The sequence below is a fragment of the Nocardia sp. NPDC050435 genome (assembly GCF_040655395.1).
GTDB lineage: Bacteria > Actinomycetota > Actinomycetes > Mycobacteriales > Mycobacteriaceae > Nocardia.
The window spans coordinates 81280-97341 of the sequence record NZ_JBFAJW010000014.1 but is presented as its reverse complement, the minus strand read 5'-3'; the positions used below and the strand labels follow the sequence as shown (position 1 = coordinate 97341).

Annotated in this window: 14 protein-coding genes; 9 read left to right on the top strand and 5 right to left on the bottom strand. The window is 68.9% G+C overall.

The features are described 5' to 3' along the window. Window positions 1-178 precede the first annotated feature (178 nt). Complete coding sequence (locus AB0I43_RS35130) at window positions 179-424, bottom strand: hypothetical protein (protein ID WP_357433394.1); 246 nt, start codon at window positions 422-424, stop codon at window positions 179-181. A 77-nt stretch (window positions 425-501) separates the two neighbouring features. Between AB0I43_RS35130 and AB0I43_RS35125 the strand changes: the two genes are divergently transcribed. The 6 genes from AB0I43_RS35125 (at window position 502) to raiA (ending at window position 7392) form a co-directional block, all read left to right on the top strand. Further along, entirely contained in the window at window positions 502-1149 is a 648-nt protein-coding gene (locus AB0I43_RS35125; RefSeq protein ID WP_356975940.1) for a dTMP kinase, read from the top strand. Between the two features lie 69 nt (window positions 1150-1218). Further along, the gene (gene mtrA / locus AB0I43_RS35120) at window positions 1219-1905 is read left to right on the top strand and encodes an MtrAB system response regulator MtrA (RefSeq protein WP_209898210.1); all 687 of its coding nucleotides are present in this window, start codon (window positions 1219-1221) and stop codon (window positions 1903-1905) included. A gap of 98 nt (window positions 1906-2003) precedes the next feature. Further along, complete coding sequence (gene mtrB / locus AB0I43_RS35115; protein WP_357433392.1) at window positions 2004-3737, top strand: MtrAB system histidine kinase MtrB; 1734 nt, start codon at window positions 2004-2006, stop codon at window positions 3735-3737. Further along, on the top strand, window positions 3734-5551 hold the full coding sequence (lpqB, locus tag AB0I43_RS35110) for an MtrAB system accessory lipoprotein LpqB (RefSeq protein WP_357433390.1): 1818 nt from the start codon (window positions 3734-3736) through the stop codon (window positions 5549-5551). Before mtrB ends, lpqB begins: the two co-directional genes overlap by 4 nt. Window positions 5552-5777: 226 nt before the next feature. Then, window positions 5778-6419: a ComF family protein gene (locus tag AB0I43_RS35105; protein ID WP_357433389.1), complete on the top strand. Its 642-nt coding sequence runs from the start codon at window positions 5778-5780 to the stop codon at window positions 6417-6419. 283 nt (window positions 6420-6702) lie between these two features. Further along, a complete protein-coding gene (raiA, locus tag AB0I43_RS35100; protein WP_357433444.1) occupies window positions 6703-7392 on the top strand; it encodes a ribosome-associated translation inhibitor RaiA in 690 nt (229 codons plus the stop codon). A 52-nt stretch (window positions 7393-7444) separates the two neighbouring features. Here the strand turns inward: raiA and AB0I43_RS35095 are convergent, their stop codons facing one another. From AB0I43_RS35095 to AB0I43_RS35085, 3 genes are read right to left on the bottom strand one after another with little or no spacing between them, the layout of a single operon-like run. Continuing rightward, a complete protein-coding gene (locus tag AB0I43_RS35095; RefSeq protein ID WP_357433387.1) occupies window positions 7445-7954 on the bottom strand; it encodes a hypothetical protein in 510 nt (169 codons plus the stop codon). Window positions 7955-8008: 54 nt separating this feature from the next. Further along, entirely contained in the window at window positions 8009-8434 is a 426-nt protein-coding gene (locus AB0I43_RS35090) for a hypothetical protein (RefSeq protein ID WP_357433385.1), read from the bottom strand. Between the two features lie 7 nt (window positions 8435-8441). Beyond that, the gene (locus AB0I43_RS35085; RefSeq protein ID WP_357433383.1) at window positions 8442-9125 is read right to left on the bottom strand and encodes a helix-turn-helix transcriptional regulator; all 684 of its coding nucleotides are present in this window, start codon (window positions 9123-9125) and stop codon (window positions 8442-8444) included. A 377-nt stretch (window positions 9126-9502) separates the two neighbouring features. Here AB0I43_RS35085 and AB0I43_RS35080 point away from each other — a divergent pair, with 377 nt between their 5' ends. Further along, a complete protein-coding gene (locus AB0I43_RS35080) occupies window positions 9503-10795 on the top strand; it encodes an acetyl-CoA C-acyltransferase (protein WP_357433381.1) in 1293 nt (430 codons plus the stop codon). Between the two features lie 65 nt (window positions 10796-10860). Here the strand turns inward: AB0I43_RS35080 and secA are convergent, their stop codons facing one another. Continuing rightward, window positions 10861-13692 carry a preprotein translocase subunit SecA gene (gene secA, locus AB0I43_RS35075; protein ID WP_357433379.1) on the bottom strand — a complete coding sequence of 944 codons (2832 nt, stop codon included), beginning with the start codon at window positions 13690-13692 and terminating at the stop codon, window positions 10861-10863. Between the two features lie 356 nt (window positions 13693-14048). Here secA and AB0I43_RS35070 point away from each other — a divergent pair, with 356 nt between their 5' ends. Continuing rightward, window positions 14049-15449 (top strand): wax ester/triacylglycerol synthase family O-acyltransferase, encoded by a 1401-nt coding sequence (locus AB0I43_RS35070; RefSeq protein ID WP_357433377.1) that lies wholly within the window; start codon window positions 14049-14051, stop codon window positions 15447-15449. 7 nt (window positions 15450-15456) lie between these two features. Next, window positions 15457-15993, top strand: coding sequence for a hypothetical protein (locus tag AB0I43_RS35065; RefSeq protein WP_356976191.1), 537 nt, complete (start codon window positions 15457-15459; stop codon window positions 15991-15993). The last annotated feature ends 69 nt before the right edge of the window (window positions 15994-16062 follow it).

Genomic DNA, 16062 nt, shown 5'->3' with positions numbered 1-16062 from the left:
AGAAATAGCGAATCCGCATGAATTGCTCTGTGGGCCAGGTACGCTCGGAGCGCATCACGAAAGTGATGTGGATGGGACTCTTTCGCCCGGCGATGTTCGGCCGTCCCATCACCTCCTTCGGCGCGGTGTGGCCTGGACCAAAGCTTCGCTGCCACACCGCGCCTCGGTGTCGCAGCGCCTATCCGGCGTGAACGCCGTTGCGCGCGATGAGGTTTCGCCCGGCGTCGGGTGGCAGGCAGGTGGTCCCCGGGGAGAACACGCGCAGTAGGTTGCAGAGGCGGAAGCTGGTGGCGGGGCCGGAGCCGGGGTAGGTGGAGCCGGTGAACAATCCGACGGGGGCGGGTTCGGCCGCGGCGGAGGGGGTGGCCCAGAACAGGGTCGCGGCGAGGGCGAGACCGACCGCGCCGGCGGTGCGAGCGTGCATCACAGCATTCAAGCAGGCGAGCCGGTCCTGGCGAGGCCCCGAATTACGGCGGCTTGTGCGCCTGTAATCTCCTGGCCATGGGTGTCCTGGTGGCGGTGGAGGGTCTCGACGGCGCGGGCAAGCGCACGCTGATCGAGGCGACGTCCGCGCGGCTACAGGCGGGCGGGTCCCGGGTGGCGACCTTGGCTTTTCCCCGGTACGGCCGGTCGGTGCACGCCGACCTGGCCGCCGAGGCGCTCCGCGGCGCGCACGGCGACCTGGCCGCCTCGGTGAATGCGATGGCGTTGCTGTTCGCGCTGGACCGGGCCGACGCGCAGGCCGAACTGACGAAACTGTTGCTCGACAACGACATCGTCATCCTGGACCGCTATGTCGCCTCCAACGCGGCCTACAGCGCGGCGCGGCTGGAGCAGCCGGCCGGGGGCGAGATCGTCCGCTGGACAGCCGAATTGGAGTTCGCGCGTTTCGGCCTGCCGCGCCCGGACCTGCAGGTGTTGCTGGACGTGGATACCGAGCTCGCGGCCGAACGCGCCCGCAAGCGCGGCGAACTCGACGCGAACCGCGCGCTGGACGCCTACGAACGCGACGGCGGTCTGCAGCGGCGCACCCTCGAGGTCTATCGTGAGCTGGCCGAAAGCGCGTGGCACGGTCCGTGGTGGAGAATACGATCCGATGACGATCCGGCATCGCTGGCCGTGCGGTTGACCGAATTGGTTGCCGGATAAGGTTGGATGTGCGGCGGGTTCGCACCAGTGTTGGCGTGCCGCCCCGTTCCTGGCCTGGGAGATGACAACATAGTAATTATGAAGCCCAAGATTCTGGTCGTCGACGACGATATGGCACTCGCTGAGATGCTCACGATCGTCTTGCGCGGGGAAGGGTTCGACCCGCACGTGGTCGGCGACGGCACACAGGCCCTGGCGGCGGTTCGCGAGATCCGCCCCGATCTCGTGTTGCTGGACCTGATGCTGCCCGGCATGAACGGCATCGACGTGTGCCGCGTGCTGCGTGCCGATTCCGGCGTTCCGATCGTGATGCTCACCGCCAAGACCGACACGGTCGACGTGGTGCTCGGCCTGGAGTCCGGCGCCGACGATTACATCGTCAAGCCCTTCAAGCCGAAGGAGCTCGTCGCCCGCGTGCGCGCCCGGTTGCGGCGCACCGAGGAGGAGCCGGCCGAGCTGCTCTCCATCGCCGATATCGTCATCGATGTGCCTGCGCACAAGGTGACGCGCGGCGGTGCGCAGATCTCGCTGACGCCGCTGGAGTTCGACCTGCTGGTCGCCCTGGCGCGCAAGCCGCGCCAGGTGTTCACCCGTGAGGTCCTGCTGGAGCAGGTCTGGGGTTACCGGCACGCCGCCGATACCCGTCTGGTGAACGTGCACGTGCAGCGTTTGCGCGCGAAGGTCGAGAAAGATCCGGAGAACCCGGAGATCGTGCTGACCGTCCGCGGGGTCGGGTACAAGGCCGGACCTCCGTGACAGATAACCCGGAGCGCCCGGGCGACACTGCGGGGGGAGAGCGGTCGCCCGAGGCGCCTGGACTCGCCGCGCGCGTCGAACGATCGCTGGCACCGGCGGTGGCCTGGCTCAAAGAGGCAGGCACCGGGCTCGGTCATGTCTGGCGGCGCTCGTTGCAGCTGCGCGTCATCGTCTCGACGCTGACGCTGTCGCTGATCGTCATCACCATCCTCGGCGTGGTGCTGACCAGTCAGATCACCGATCGCCTGCTGGACGCGAAGATCAACGCGGCGGTCGAGGAGATGGATCGCGCCCGCAATACCGTCGAGGCGCAGCTGACCGGGGTGCACGATGCCGGCAGTCAGCAGCAACGTCTGAACGATGCCCGCAACGCCCTGTCCAATCGGGCGGGCGGCTCCGGCTCCTCGGGGGCGGCAGGCAGTTTCGATTCCGCGCTGGTCATGATCGGGGGCACGCCGCAGCAGCCCATCTCCGCCGGGCCGATCCAGGAGGTGCCTGAGGAACTGCGCCGGTTCGTCCAGCGCAACCAGGTCAGCTACCAGTTCGCGATGGTCTCCGATCCCGACGGCTACAACGGCCGCGCCCTCATCATCGGCAGCCCGAGCGCCGAGGTGCCGACGCTGGAGATCTACCTGATCTTCATGCTGTCCAGCGAGGAGCGCAGTCTCTCGCTGATGCGCGGCACGATGATGATCGGCGGTCTCGTGCTGCTGGTTCTGCTGGCCGCGATCACCGCGCTGGTCACCCGCCAGGTGGTGCTGCCGATCCGGTCGGCGGCGCGCATCGCCAGCCGGTTCGCCGACGGCCGCCTCAAGGAGCGCATGCTGGTGCGCGGCGAGGACGACATGGCCCGGCTGGCCCAGGCGTTCAACGAGATGGCCGAGAGTCTGTCGAATCAGATCACCCAGCTCGAGGAGTTCGGCAATCTGCAACGCCGGTTCACCTCCGATGTCAGCCACGAGCTGCGCACCCCGCTGACCACGGTGCGCATGGCCGCGGATCTGATCCACGGCAGCAGCGACGATCTCGATCCCGCCCTGGCCCGCAGCTCCGAACTCCTGGTCACCGAACTCGACCGGTTCGAGGGCCTGCTCAACGATCTGCTCGAGATCAGCCGGCACGACGCAGGCGTGGCCGAGTTGCAGGTGGAGTCGCTGGACCTGCGCATGTGCGCGCGGGCCGCCATCTCCACCGTCCGGCATCTGGCCAAGGACACCGGCGTCGAGGTCGTGGTCGACCTGCCCGAGGAACCGCTGGTCGCCGAGGTGGATCCGCGCCGCGTGGAACGGGTGCTGCGCAATCTGCTCGCCAACGCCCTGGACCACAGCGAGGGCAAGCCGGTGCTGATCCGGATGCGCGGTGACGTCGAGGCCAACTCGGTCGCGGTGGTGGTGCGCGACCAGGGTGTCGGCCTGCGGCCCGGCGAGGAGAAGCTGGTCTTCAACCGGTTCTGGCGCTCGGATCCGTCGCGGATGCGGCGTTCCGGCGGCACCGGCCTCGGTCTGTCGATCAGCGTCGAGGACGCGAATCTGCACGAGGGCCGGCTGGAAGCCTGGGGTGAGGCCGGCGTCGGCGCGAGCTTCCGGCTCACCCTGCCGCTGGTGCGCGGGCGCAAGCTCGGTCCGAGCCCGCTCCCGCTGGAGCCGCTGCAACGCAAGCCCTCGCTGCCGGTGGAACTCGACGCCGACGACAACGCCGATGTCGCGAGCCAGCCGTTCCATGTCGTGGAACCCGCCGCCAACGGTCATGCCGCGGACCCGGCCCAGCCCACGGACGGTGCCCCACCGCCCGGTCCCGACGTGCTCACCGAACCTGGAGACAAACAGGTATGACTGCGTCCACGCGATCCCGGAGAAAATCCCGGCTGCCGACGCTCGTGGCCGGCGCGCTGGCGGCGCTGACGGTGCTGTCGGGCTGTGCCAGCCTGCCGGAGAACTCCTCGCCGCAGGCCCTGGGCACGATCAACCGGGAGCCCACCAGCGAGGGCCCGCCGCAGCCCGCGGCCGATCGCGATCCGGACCTGCTGCTGCGGGATTTCCTGCAGGCCAACGCCGAACCCGCCAACCGGCATGTGGCCGCGCGGCAGTACATGACCGCGGCAGCCTCCACCACCTGGGACGACGAGACCAGCACCACCATCGTCGAGCGCCCCGACACGCTGCGGGAATCCCGCACGCCGGACAAGGCCACCTATGTGATCCGCGCGCGCAAGGTGGCCGAGTTGTCGGCGGACGGGTCCTACCGTGCGATCGAGGGCTCGCTGCTGGAGAACAAGATCGAGATGAGCAAGGTCGACGGGCAGTGGCGCATCGATGAGCTGCCCGACGGCGTGGTGATGGACGAGTCCGCCTTCGCCAAGACCTACCGGCGCTACCCGCTGTACTTCGTCGATCCGACCGGCAGCGTGCTGGTGCCGGATCTGCGCTGGATCGCCGCGCCCAAGAACGAGCTGGCCGCCCGGCTGCTGCAGCTGATGAGCGGCGGCAGTCAGCCCGCGCTGGCGCCGGTGATCCGCAACGAACTCACCGCCCCGGTGACCTTGCGCGGCGACATCACCAAGGCCAACGGCGACCCGGAGGAGGTCGGCGTCGGATTGGGCGGCGTGCGCATCGATTTCGCGGGCGCCGGGAACCTGAGTCCGCGTGATCGCGAACTGCTGGCCGGTCAGGTGGTGCTCACGCTGGCCGGAGCCGATGTGCTCGGCCCGTACATGCTGCTGGCCGACGGGAAACCCCTGGACGAGCGCTTCGCGGCGACGGGCTGGTCGGTCGCCGACGTGCAGCAGCTCAGCCCGGCGGTGCAGGCCCAGAACCGAATCGGCTTGCACGCGCTACGTGGCGGGGCGCTGACGCAGGTCACCGACACCGGTGTGGTCAACGCGCCCGGCTATTTCGGCACCGTCAACAATCTGCAGTCCGCGGCGATCTCCTCGGACGGCCAGATCGTCGCGGCGGTCGCCGAGTCCGGCCGGCCCGCCCCGGAGGCGCAGCGCACGCTGATGGTCGGCAGCTACGGCGGCACCGCCTTCCCGATCGCGGAGGGCGCCACCATCAGCCGCCCGTCCTGGAGCTCGGACGGCAGCGCGGCCTGGGTGGTGATCGATGGCGAGAAGGTGATCCGGGCGGTCAACGACCGCGCCACCGGGACGGTCTCGCCGCAGGAGGTCGACATCTCGGCGCTGAAGGCGGCGCAGGCGGATCCGATGCTGCGGCTGCCGATCACGGAGTTGCGGATCTCCCGGTCCGGGGTGCGCGCCGCGCTGATCGCCGACGGCAAGGTCTATGTCGCGGTGGTGGAGCGGCGGCCCAACGGCACCTTCGCGCTCACCTCGCCGCTGGCGATCGCCGCCGGGCTGAGCACCCGCGCGGTCTCGCTGAGCTGGCTGACCGCCGACACGATCATGATCGCCCGCGAGGGCAATATCGATCCGGTGAGCACCGTCTCGATCGACGGGTCCCAACTGACCTCGCAGATCAGCCAGAACCTCACCCCACCGATGCGACTGGTCAGCGCCTCACCGCAACACCAGTACGTCGCGGATTCGCGCGCGGTGCTGGAGCTCACGACGATTCCCGATGGCGGCGAATCGTATTGGCGCGAGGTGCCGGGGCTGGGTTCCAGCGCGGTGCCGGTGCTGCCGGGTTAGCCACGGCGACCGGTCCAGTGCTCGAGCGGGCGGACAAGTTGAGGCCCCGCGCCGTCTTGTGCCAGGTGCTCTTCGTGGCGGAGCCCTCTCCAGGTGACGTCCGATGCCGCTGGTGCCGTCTCGTGGCGGGCGTTGGTTGTGGCGGGACCAACGCCGGGCGATGTCCGATGCCGGTGCGTCGCCCGGCCTCGTGGGACCTGTCGGTGCCCGGGCGCAGACTCGGGCGATGGGGACGCTGCTGGATCTGATCCTGCCTGCCGCCTGCGCGGGGTGTGACCGCCCGGGCACCGGCTGGTGCGCGGCCTGCGCTGCCGAGCTCGGCCCGCCGGTGCGGGTGCGTCCGCGCACCGATCCGGGGGTTCCGTGCTGGGCGCTGAGCCCGTATTCGGGCCCCGCCCGGCGCGCGGTGCTGGCTGCCAAGGAGCGGGGGCGGCGGGATCTGTCCGACCCGCTCGGGCGGGCGCTGGCGGACGGGCTGACCCGGCTGCGATCCGAGCGCCGGATGCTGGTTCTGGTGCCCGCTCCGAGCCGCTCCGCGGCGGCCCGGCAACGCGGTGGCGACCCCGTGGTTCGCGCCGCGCGGGCGGCCGCGCGATGGCTGCCGGATTGCCGGGTGGCGCCCGTGTTGCGGGTGTGGCGGGGCGTCCGGGATTCGGTGGGGTTGACACCCTATGAGCGAAGACACAATCTGCGCGGCCGGATCTCCGTGGCGAGGGGCGGCGCCGATTTCGCCGCTTTGCCGGAAAAAGCCGAGGTAGTGCTGGTCGACGACGTGCTGACCACCGGCGCGACGGCCCGGGAGTCGGTGCGCGCGCTGGCCGCCGCGAGGGTCGTGACCCGGGCCGTTTTGGTGACATGTACTGCTTGACTCCGGGAAATTTGCGTGAACAGTGGCGCACTGGGCAATGTCGTATTAGCGTCGCGAACACACACCCGAACCGGAAGTTTGGAGGTGGCGCCTCGAACAATCATCGTGCCGCGCGATTCCCGCGCGATTTCCCCGCGAACGATGGAATCAGACACTGCTCGGCACGGCTCAAACCCGCCGCACGTGAGTCAACAGGTGCGGCCAGATCCGGGAGGTACGCGTGACGACTTCTTCACGACCTTCAGTGAAAGATGCAGATCCCACGGTGCGAAACGGCGCCGCTCTGGACACCACCGAATCCGAATCCGCGGCGGAGCGACCACGCGGTCCCCGGGCGGAGGTCGTGGTCAAGGGCCGCAACGTGGAGGTACCAGATCATTTTCGAATCTATGTCGCGGACAAACTTTCCCGACTCGAACGCTTCGATCCCTCGATCTTCATCTTCGACGTAGAGCTTTTCCACGAGCGCAACCGCCGGCAGCGCAAGGCGTGCCAGCGCGTGGAGATCACAGCGCGCGGCAAGGGCCCGATCGTCCGGGCCGAGGCCTGCGCCGACAGCTTCTATGCCGCACTGGAGTCGGTGACGGACAAACTGGAGAGCAGGCTGCGCCGCACCAAGGATCGGCGCAAGGTGCACTACGGCGAGAAGACGCCGGTCTCGGTCGCCGAGGCCACCGCCGATCTCATCGATGAATCGCTGTTCGCGCGCTCGAACGGCCATGTTGCGCACGACCATCCGGAAAGCAAGCGCGCCGAGGACCCCCAGGATGGTGCGGAGTACCAGCCCGCCGGGCCGGGTCACGTGGTGCGCACGAAGGTACACACCGCGACACCGATGACAGTCGACGACGCCCTCTACCAGATGGAACTCGTCGGCCACGATTTCTTCCTGTTCCAGGATCGAGAGACCGACCGACCGTCGGTTGTCTATCGTCGGCACGCGTTCGACTACGGCCTCATCCGGCTCGCGTAGATACGTCCGTGTTTCACCCGGCCGGAGGGGATCCGGCCGGGTGCCGTGACATTCAGCGGCCGCGGAAAAAGGTGCGATGCAACAGCGATTCGCGCCGCGGCGGCCGCATCGCCTCCAACATCACCAGATCCGCGAACGACTCCGCGTCGCGCTCCCGGGCAGTCCCGTAATCGGTGCGGCCGAGCACGTGCGTGATCGATTCCGCCGAAATCGACGGCAGCAGTTCGGTGATCGCCGAAAACGAGTGCGGCGCCTCGGAATCGGCGTTTTCCGGGCCGTGGCCGAGCAGCATGTGCCCGAGTTCGTGGGCGATGATGTGCTCGGCGTGCCACTGGGTGGTATCCGCGCCGTAGACGATGACATCGCTGTCGCGCTTGGCGATCCACAGGCCGCTGCCGGTGCCGCACCCGCTGCCGGCCAGCACGGCCGTGTCCACCGGATGCAGGGTGATCTCCCGGCCGCGATACTCCGCGACCGCCTCGAGATACCCGTGCAGGTTCCAAGGGTGGGGTATCGGTACGTCCCGGGAGACCTCCCGGAACCGGTCGTCCAAGCCCGGCATGTGTTGCGTTCTCCTACAGCAGTCTGCGATCCCGCCCCGTTGCAGGAACAGATGCTACCCAGTCGACCCAGACACCCGCTCGGTGTGCTGAATCACCTCGGCCAATCGGGCCGGATCGACGTCGGATCCGCGCAGGGCGATGCTGGCGACATTCGCGTCGCGCATGGTCGCGAGCAGTTCGAGTTCCCGGTCGATCGCGAGGGCCGCCGGCCCGGAGGTGGTGAGGTAATCGGGCTTGACGCCGAAGCAGTGCGCGAGCGCGGTCAGCACGTCGGCGCCGATGGCGACGGGGTCGCAGGCGTCGAAGACGCCGTCGCGCATGCGGTCCAGATGCTCGGGCGGAATCGGGCGCAGCAGTGCCCGGCTGACCTGCTCGGCGACGGAGGCGGTACTGCGCTCCGGCGCCGAACGCGGATGCATCGTGGCGAACAGGCGATTGATCTTGCGGCTCAGCGATAGTCGCGCGCGGTCTTCGGTCATCGTCTGTCTACCTTTCCATCCCACGGGCGTTGGCCGCCACCCAGCGCGCGTGGAAGCGCGCCTCGGTAGCGGCGTCCACGTCCGCGGAACGGCCGGCCAGCCAGCGCCGATAGCGGCGCTCGCGCACCTCGTCCGGGTCGCTGACCTCGGCGGGAATCTCCAGCAGGTGCGAGAACGCCATGGCCACCAGCGGATGCAGGTCGCGGCCGGGCCCGCCGTTGCGTTCCAGCATCATGGTCGCGTATCGCGCGGACAAACGCGAGACCACGCCGTTGAGCTCGGCGACGGCGGTGAGCACCGCGGGTTCGGTGACGCCGGTGAGCTCGACCGCGTCGTTCAGCCGGCCCGCCGAGGCCAGTAAACCGGTGAGGTCGGAGATGTCGAAGCGGATCGAATCGGGGCCGGCCACCACCGATTCCACGCCGGCCTCGGGCGCCGTCTCTCGCGCCGTGGGCGTGCCGCCGGCGTAGGTGCGCGCGGCGCTGCCCGGCAGCCAGCGCAGCGGCACGTCCAGCTTGTTGAGCGTGTGCGTGCTGATGGCGGCCGTGCCGTCCTCGATCTTGCGGATGGTCGGGGCGGACGGGCCGCCCAGGTCGCCGATCTGGATCTGGGTCAGGCCGAGCTCGTCTCGGCGTTCCTTGAGGATCCGGCCGAAGCGCTTCTGCCGCGACAGCTCCGAAGTGCTTTGCATAGTGCGCTTCATCGTAGGGTCCCCCCGCATTTCAAGACAAGTTTATAGAAAGTGTTTGAAAAGAACATAGAAAACTTGCTACTGTTCTCTCGCGCCGAGCGAGCGACGTCGGCCTCTGGATCTCCGAGAGTCGATTCCGGGGCGTGCAGGGGCGTTGCCGGAATCGGCCGCCAAGGTCTGCCCTCGCAACGGCGCGTGGGCAGACCCGGGGCTCAGCGGCTTGTGGAGGGGATCGCTGAGCCCTGGTGCTCGGCCCGAGGTTCGGTGGGAGCCTCCCTGCCCGGTGGGGTGTGGGGAGGCCGCTTCGGGCTGCCCGTGGACCTGAAACTTACTTCGAAGTAAGTTAATCTGGAATCAGGTCTCTCGAAGGGAATCCCATGGCTTCCGAAGCTGCTCGCCGTGCGGTGATCGTCTCCGGCGCGCGCACGCCGTTCCTGCGCGCGTTCACCGACTACACCCGCATGGACTCCATCGCCCTCGCCGACGCCGCCGTGCGCGGGCTGCTGGAGCGCACCGGCCTGCCGGGCGCGCAGGTGCAGGCCATCGTCTGGGGCGGGGTCATCCTGCCGAGCGCCGCGCCGAACATCGCGCGCGAAATCGCCCTCGACCTGGGCCTCGACGCGGGCTGCGAGGGCTACACCGTCACGCGGGCGTGCGCGTCCGGCCTGCAGGCCGTCACCTCGGCGGCGGCCGCCATCGAACGCGGCGAATACGACATCATGATCGCCGGCGGCAGCGATTCCACCAGCAACGCGGAGGTCAAACTGCCGCAGAAGCTGGTGCACGCGGGAGCGCCGCTGGCCCTGGGCAAGCCGAAGGTCAAGGACTACCTCTCCGCGGCCGCGCAGCTCGCCCCGTTCACCGACATTCTTCCGACCCGCCCCAAGATCGCCGAGCGCACCACCGGCGAAGTGATGGGGGAGTCCGCCGAGAAGATGGCCCGCATCCACGGCGTCACCCGGGTCGAGCAGGACGAATTCGCCGCGCGCTCACACCAGCGCGCCGCCGCCGCCATCGATTCCGGCCGCTTCGCCGACGAGGTGCTGCGCGTGCGCACGCCCGAGGGTCTGGACATCGACCGCGACGGCCTGGTCCGCGCCGATACCAATGCGGACAAACTGGCCAGGCTGAAGCCGGTTTTCGCCAAGGACGGCACCGTCACCGCCGGCAACGCCAGCCCGCTCACCGACGGCGCCTCGGCCGTGCTGCTGATGAGCGAGGAGAAGGCTCGCGAGCTCGGCTACCAGCCGCTGGCCGCGTTCCGCTCCTGGAGCTATGTCAGCGTCGACCCGGCCGATCAGGTCCTCATCGGCCCGGCGATCTCCATGCCGCGCGCGCTGGACAAGGCCGGAATGGCCCTGGCCGACATCGATCTCGTCGATATCCACGAGGCGTTCGCCGCGCAGACCCTGTCCGTGGTGCGCGCGCTGGAGAGCACCGACTGGGCCAAGACCCGGCTGGACCGCGACACCGCGGTCGGCGCGATCGACATCGACAAGCTGAACGTGCACGGCGGCTCGGTCTCGCTCGGTCACCCGTTCGGCGCCACCGGCGCGCGCATGGTCACCACCATGGCCAACGAACTCGCCCGCACCGGTAAGAGCACCGCGCTGCTCGGCATCTGCGCCGCGGGCGGCATCGGGGCTTCCGCCGTGCTGGAACGCGTCTGAGCTAGCGGCAGACGAACGACGAAGGCGCCCATGGATTCCCATGGGCGCCTTCGTGCTGTCCGAACTCAGTGCTTGCGGCGGGACTTCGGGCCGCGCTTACCCTTGCTCTCGGTGCGCGCCGCTTCGCGGCGTTCCCGGCGGGTGGTGTTGTCACCGCCGTACTCCTCGGCGTCGCTGTGCACCTCGGCGTTGCCGTCTTCGGCCGGGCCGTAGTAGCTCAGGCCGCGCTGGCTGCGCTCCTCGAGGCCCTTGCCGCGCAGCGCCGCCGGCACCGCGGTGCCCGCGGGCGGCGTCTCCTGGGTGGGCAGCGGGCGCGGGGCAGCGGAGCCGACCGGCGAACGCAGGCCCGGATCCACCGAGACGCCCTCGGGCTGCGGCTGCTGCACCTCCACCTGCAGGTTGAACAGGAAGCCGGCCGACTCCTCCTTCAGGCCCTCGAGCATCGCCGCGAACATGTCGAAGCCCTCGCGCTGGTACTCGACCAGCGGGTCGCGCTGCGCCATGGCGCGCAGGCCGATGCCCTCCTTGAGGTAGTCCATCTCGTAGAGGTGCTCGCGCCACTTGCGGTCCAGCACCGAAAGCAGCACCTGGCGTTCGAGATTGCGCATGGAACCCACGCCGGCCAGGCCGTCGATCTCCTGCTCGCGCTTCTCGTAGGCGCTGTGCGCGTCTTCGAGCAGGGCGTCGAGCAGCTCGTCGCGGGTCAGGTCGCCGGCTTCGCCGACGCCCGTCTCACCGGTCAGATCCTTGTAGTTCAGGCTCACCGGGTACAGCGTCTTGAGCGCCGTCCACAGCTTCTCCAGATCCCAGTCCTCGACGTAGCCCTCGGCGGTGGCGCCATCCACGTAGGCGGTGATCACGTCGGTGATCATCTCCTGGACCTGGCCCTCCATGTCCTCGCCGCGCAGGATCCGGTTGCGCTCGCCGTAGATGACGGTGCGCTGCTGGTTCATCACCTCGTCGTACTTGAGGACGTTCTTGCGGATCTCGAAGTTCTGCTGCTCGACCTGGGTCTGGGCGCTCTTGATGGCCTTGGAGACCATCTTCGCCTCGATCGGCACGTCGTCGGGCAGGTTGAGGCGGGTCATGATCGCCTCGAGGGCCGCGCCGTTGAAGCGCCGCATCAGTTCGTCGCCCAGCGACAGGTAGAACCGGGACTCGCCCGGGTCGCCCTGACGGCCGGAGCGGCCGCGCAGCTGGTTGTCGATACGCCGGGACTCGTGCCGTTCGGTGCCGAGCACGTACAGGCCACCGGCCTCCCGCACCGCCTCGGCGTCCTCCTCGACCTGCTGCTTGACCTGCGCGAGCGCCGAATGCCAGGCGGCCTCGTACTCGGCCGCCGTCTCCACCGGATCCAGGCCCTGCTTGCGCAGCAGGATGTCGGTGATGATGTCGGGGTTGCCGCCGAGCACGATGTCGGTACCACGACCGGCCATGTTGGTGGCGACGGTGACCGCGCCGGGGCGGCCGGCCTCGGCGATGATCGCCGCCTCGTTCTCGTGGAACTTGGCGTTCAGCACGTTGTGCGGGATACCGCGCTTGGTGAACTGCTTGGACAGGTACTCCGAGCGCTCGACCGAGGTGGTGCCGATCAGCACCGGCTGACCGTTCTCGTGCCGTTCGGTGCAGTCGTCGACGACGGCGGCGAACTTGGCCTCTTCGGTCTTGTAGATCAGGTCGGACTGATCCTGGCGGATCATCGGCTTGTTGGTCGGAATCGGGACGACGCCGAGGCCGTAGATCGAATGCAGCTCGGCCGCTTCGGTTTCGGCCGTACCGGTCATGCCGGACAGCTTGTCGTAGAGGCGGAAGTAGTTCTGCAGCGTGATGGTGGCCAGGGTCTGGTTCTCCGGCTGGATCTCGACCTTCTCCTTGGCCTCGATCGCCTGGTGCATGCCCTCGTTGTAGCGGCGGCCGACCAGGATGCGCCCGGTGAACTCGTCGACGATGATGACCTCGCCGTCGCGGACGATGTAGTCCTTGTCCTTCTGGTACAGCTCCTTGGCCTTGATGGAGTTGTTCAGGTAGCTGACCAGCGGCGAATTCGCGGCCTCGTAGAGGTTGTCGATGCCGAGCTGATCCTCGACGAACTCCACGCCCGCCTCGTGCACGCCGATGGTGCGCTTCTTGATGTCGACCTCGTAGTGCAGGTCCTTCTTCAGCAGCGGCGCGATGCGCGCGAACTCGGCGTACCACTTCGAGGAGGCGTCGGCCGGGCCCGAGATGATGAGCGGCGTACGGGCCTCGTCGATGAGGATGGAGTCGACCTCGTCGACCACGGCGAAGTTGTGCCCGCGCTGCACCAGATCGTCCAGCGAGTGCGTCATGTTGTCGCGCAGGTAGTCGAAGCCGAACTCGTTGTTAGTGCCGTAGGTGATGTCGGCGGCGTAGGCGACGCGGCGCTGGGCCGGATTCATGCCGCCGAGGATGACGTCGACCTCGAGCCCGAGGAAGCGGTGCACGCGGCCCATCCACTCGGAGTCGCGCTTGGCCAGGTAGTCGTTGACCGTGACGACGTGCACGCCGTCGCCGGAGAGCGCGTTCAGGTAGGCCGGGAGCACACAGGTCAGGGTCTTGCCCTCACCGGTCTTCATCTCCGAGATGTTGCCGAGGTGCAGCGCGGCGCCGCCCATGATCTGCACCTTGTAGTGCTTCTGGTTCAGCACGCGCCAGGACGCCTCACGGGCCACCGCGAACGCCTCCAGCAGCAGCTCGTCGAGGCTTTCGCCGTCGGCGTAGCGCTGCTTGAATTCGTCGGTCTTGGCCTGCAGCTCGGCGTCGGTGAGCGTCTCGATCTCCGGGCCGAGCGCGATCACCTCGTCGGCGAGATGGGCGAGCCGCTTGACCGTGCGGCCCTCACCAATCCGTAGCAACCTCGTCAGTGTCAGCGCAGGCACGGGTCTCGTCAGTCCTCTGGTCGGTGTGTCAAATGTCGGCCCCCACACCCGCCCGGTTTACCTGGCGGGTCCGCAGCACGCTCCATGGTAATTGCCGGGCCCATGGTAGGCACCGGTGACCAGCGGCGAACGTCTCGCCCCGGGTCTGTCGCGAGTGCGGCGGCTTTCCTCATTCACCGTAGCCGAGCGCGCCGACCCGCGTCGCTTACGATGGGATGCGTCCGCCGTGTCGAAGGCGGCGGGGCAGCGCAGCTCGCAGACCCTCTCTACCGGGTGAGCGAAAGCCGTTATGGGGCAGCATCGATCGGCGGGGGCGGCAGTCGTTCGGCCAGTTAGACGCGAGGAGTAGCGGCAGCGTGATCACGAGGTTGACGCCGCAGGACGCGTCCTTCTTCCGGCTGGAGTCCAGCAGCAATCCGATCCACATCGGCTCGCTCGCCATCGTGCAGCGCACCGATCGGCAGCCCGGGATCGATTACGACCGCCTGGTCGATCTGGTCGAAAGCCGGCTGGCGCTGGTGCCGCGCTACCGCCGCAAGGTGCGGGAGATCCCGTTCGCGCTGGGCCGCCCGGTCTGGGTGGAGGACAGCGCCTTCGACGTCACTTATCACATCCGGCGCTCGGCGCTGCCGCATCCGGGCAGCGACGAACAGCTGCACGACCTGGTCGCGCGGCTGGCCTCGCGCCCGCTGGACCAGACCCGCCCGCTGTGGGAGATGTATCTGATCGAGGGGCTGACCGACGGCCGCTCGGCCATCTTCACCAAGACGCACTCCGCGCTGGTCGACGGCGACAGCGCGCTCGAGATCGGCCACGTCATCCTGGACGCCGGCGTCGCGCCGCGCGATCTGGCCGACGACGCCTGGGTGGCGCCGCGCGAACCGCGCGACACCGAACTGCTGATCGGCGCGCTGGCCCGGCTGGCCGCGCAGCCGCGCGAAGCGCTGGAGGTGGCGCGCGACGCCAGCGCGGACGCGTTCGCCATGGTCGCCGCCGCGGGCAAGGCGCTGGACTCGGTGGTGTCCGCGGTGCGCGCCGCCACCGCGGGCGCGCCCGACAGCCCGCTCAACACCAAGACCTCGCGCCATCGCCGCTTCGACGTGGTGCGCACCGATCTGGAGGACTACCGCACCATCCGCAAGCGTTTCGACTGCTCGATCAACGACGCGATCCTCGCGGTTGTCACGGGGGCTTTGCGGAATTGGCTGCTCTCGCGCGGCGCGGCGCTCACCGAGTCGACGACGGTGCGCGCGGTGGTGCCGATGTCGGTCTATCTCGACGGCGGTGACGAGTTGAAACCGGTGAGCGAGGTGTCCTCGTTCCTGATCGATCTGCCGGTGGGCGAACCCAATCCGGTGATGCGCCTGTCGCACATCGCGCACGCCACCGACGCCAACGGCAAGCACCGGCGCGGGGTGCGGGCGCGCACCCTGGTGCACATGGCGGGATTCGCACCGGCGAGCCTTCACGCCATGAGCGTGCGGGCGGCGAGTACTTTCGCAGAGCACACGTTCAATTTGGTGATCACCAACGCGCCGGGTCCGCAGACGCCGATGTTCATCGGCGGCGCGCGGATGCTGGAGATGTACCCGGTGTCGCCGTTGCTGCGTAATCAGGCCTCGAGTATCGGGATCACGTCCTATGACGGGCGCGTCTACTACGGACTCAACGCCGATCGCGAAGCGATGGCCGACATCGGCGTGCTGGCCGCCGCGGTCCACGAGTCCATGGAGGAGATGCTCGGTGCCTGTGTCTGAGGAGAAGATGCGCGTCTACATTCCCGCCACGGTGCCGATGCTGCGCGCGCTGGTCGCCGATCGGCAGATCTTCCCGCTCGGCGCGACCGCGTTCGCGGTGACCCCGGCGCTGCGCGAGGCCTACGCCTCCGGCGACGACGACGAGCTGGCCGAGGTCGCGATGATGGAGGCGGCGCGCGCCTCGCTGCGCCTGCTGGCCGGGGAGCGCGACGACGTGGCGGAGGCCGCGGGCGCCGATCCGGCGGCGCCGGTGGGCCCGATCTATCGCCGCGCGGTGATCGCCGCCGACGTCCCCGGCGCCAAGCACCGGCCCGACCTCGACGACGCCGTGGTCAAGCTCGCGGGCCCGGTGAGCTACAACCAGATCGCCTCGGTGCACGTCGACCTGGCCGAGGCCGAACCGCAGGTGGCCAAGGCCGCGGAGGTCGTCGACGCCGCCGATCTCGGCGACACCGACGCGGAGTTCGTGCTCGGCGATGCCGAGGATCACCAGCTCGCCTGGTACGCCGCCCAGGAGTTGCCGTTCCTGCTCGATCTGCTCTGAGCCCAGCTCCGGCACCCGAACCTACGATGCCGTAACCTTGCTGCGAGACGGTTCGAAGAACCGCCACGA

Excerpts from the sequence above, each read along its gene's own strand:
- AB0I43_RS35130 (WP_357433394.1), bottom strand. The coding sequence starts at position 424 with ATGCACGCTCGCACCGCCGGCGCGGTCGGTCTCGCCCTCGCCGCGACC.
- AB0I43_RS35125 (WP_356975940.1), top strand. The coding sequence starts at position 502 with ATGGGTGTCCTGGTGGCGGTGGAGGGTCTCGACGGCGCGGGCAAGCGC.
- lpqB (WP_357433390.1), top strand. The coding sequence starts at position 3,734 with ATGACTGCGTCCACGCGATCCCGGAGAAAATCCCGGCTGCCGACGCTC.
- AB0I43_RS35105 (WP_357433389.1), top strand. The coding sequence starts at position 5,778 with ATGGGGACGCTGCTGGATCTGATCCTGCCTGCCGCCTGCGCGGGGTGT.
- AB0I43_RS35095 (WP_357433387.1), bottom strand. The coding sequence starts at position 7,954 with ATGCCGGGCTTGGACGACCGGTTCCGGGAGGTCTCCCGGGACGTACCG.
- AB0I43_RS35090 (WP_357433385.1), bottom strand. The coding sequence starts at position 8,434 with ATGACCGAAGACCGCGCGCGACTATCGCTGAGCCGCAAGATCAATCGC.
- AB0I43_RS35085 (WP_357433383.1), bottom strand. The coding sequence starts at position 9,125 with ATGCAAAGCACTTCGGAGCTGTCGCGGCAGAAGCGCTTCGGCCGGATC.
- AB0I43_RS35080 (WP_357433381.1), top strand. The coding sequence starts at position 9,503 with ATGGCTTCCGAAGCTGCTCGCCGTGCGGTGATCGTCTCCGGCGCGCGC.
- AB0I43_RS35065 (WP_356976191.1), top strand. The coding sequence starts at position 15,457 with ATGCGCGTCTACATTCCCGCCACGGTGCCGATGCTGCGCGCGCTGGTC.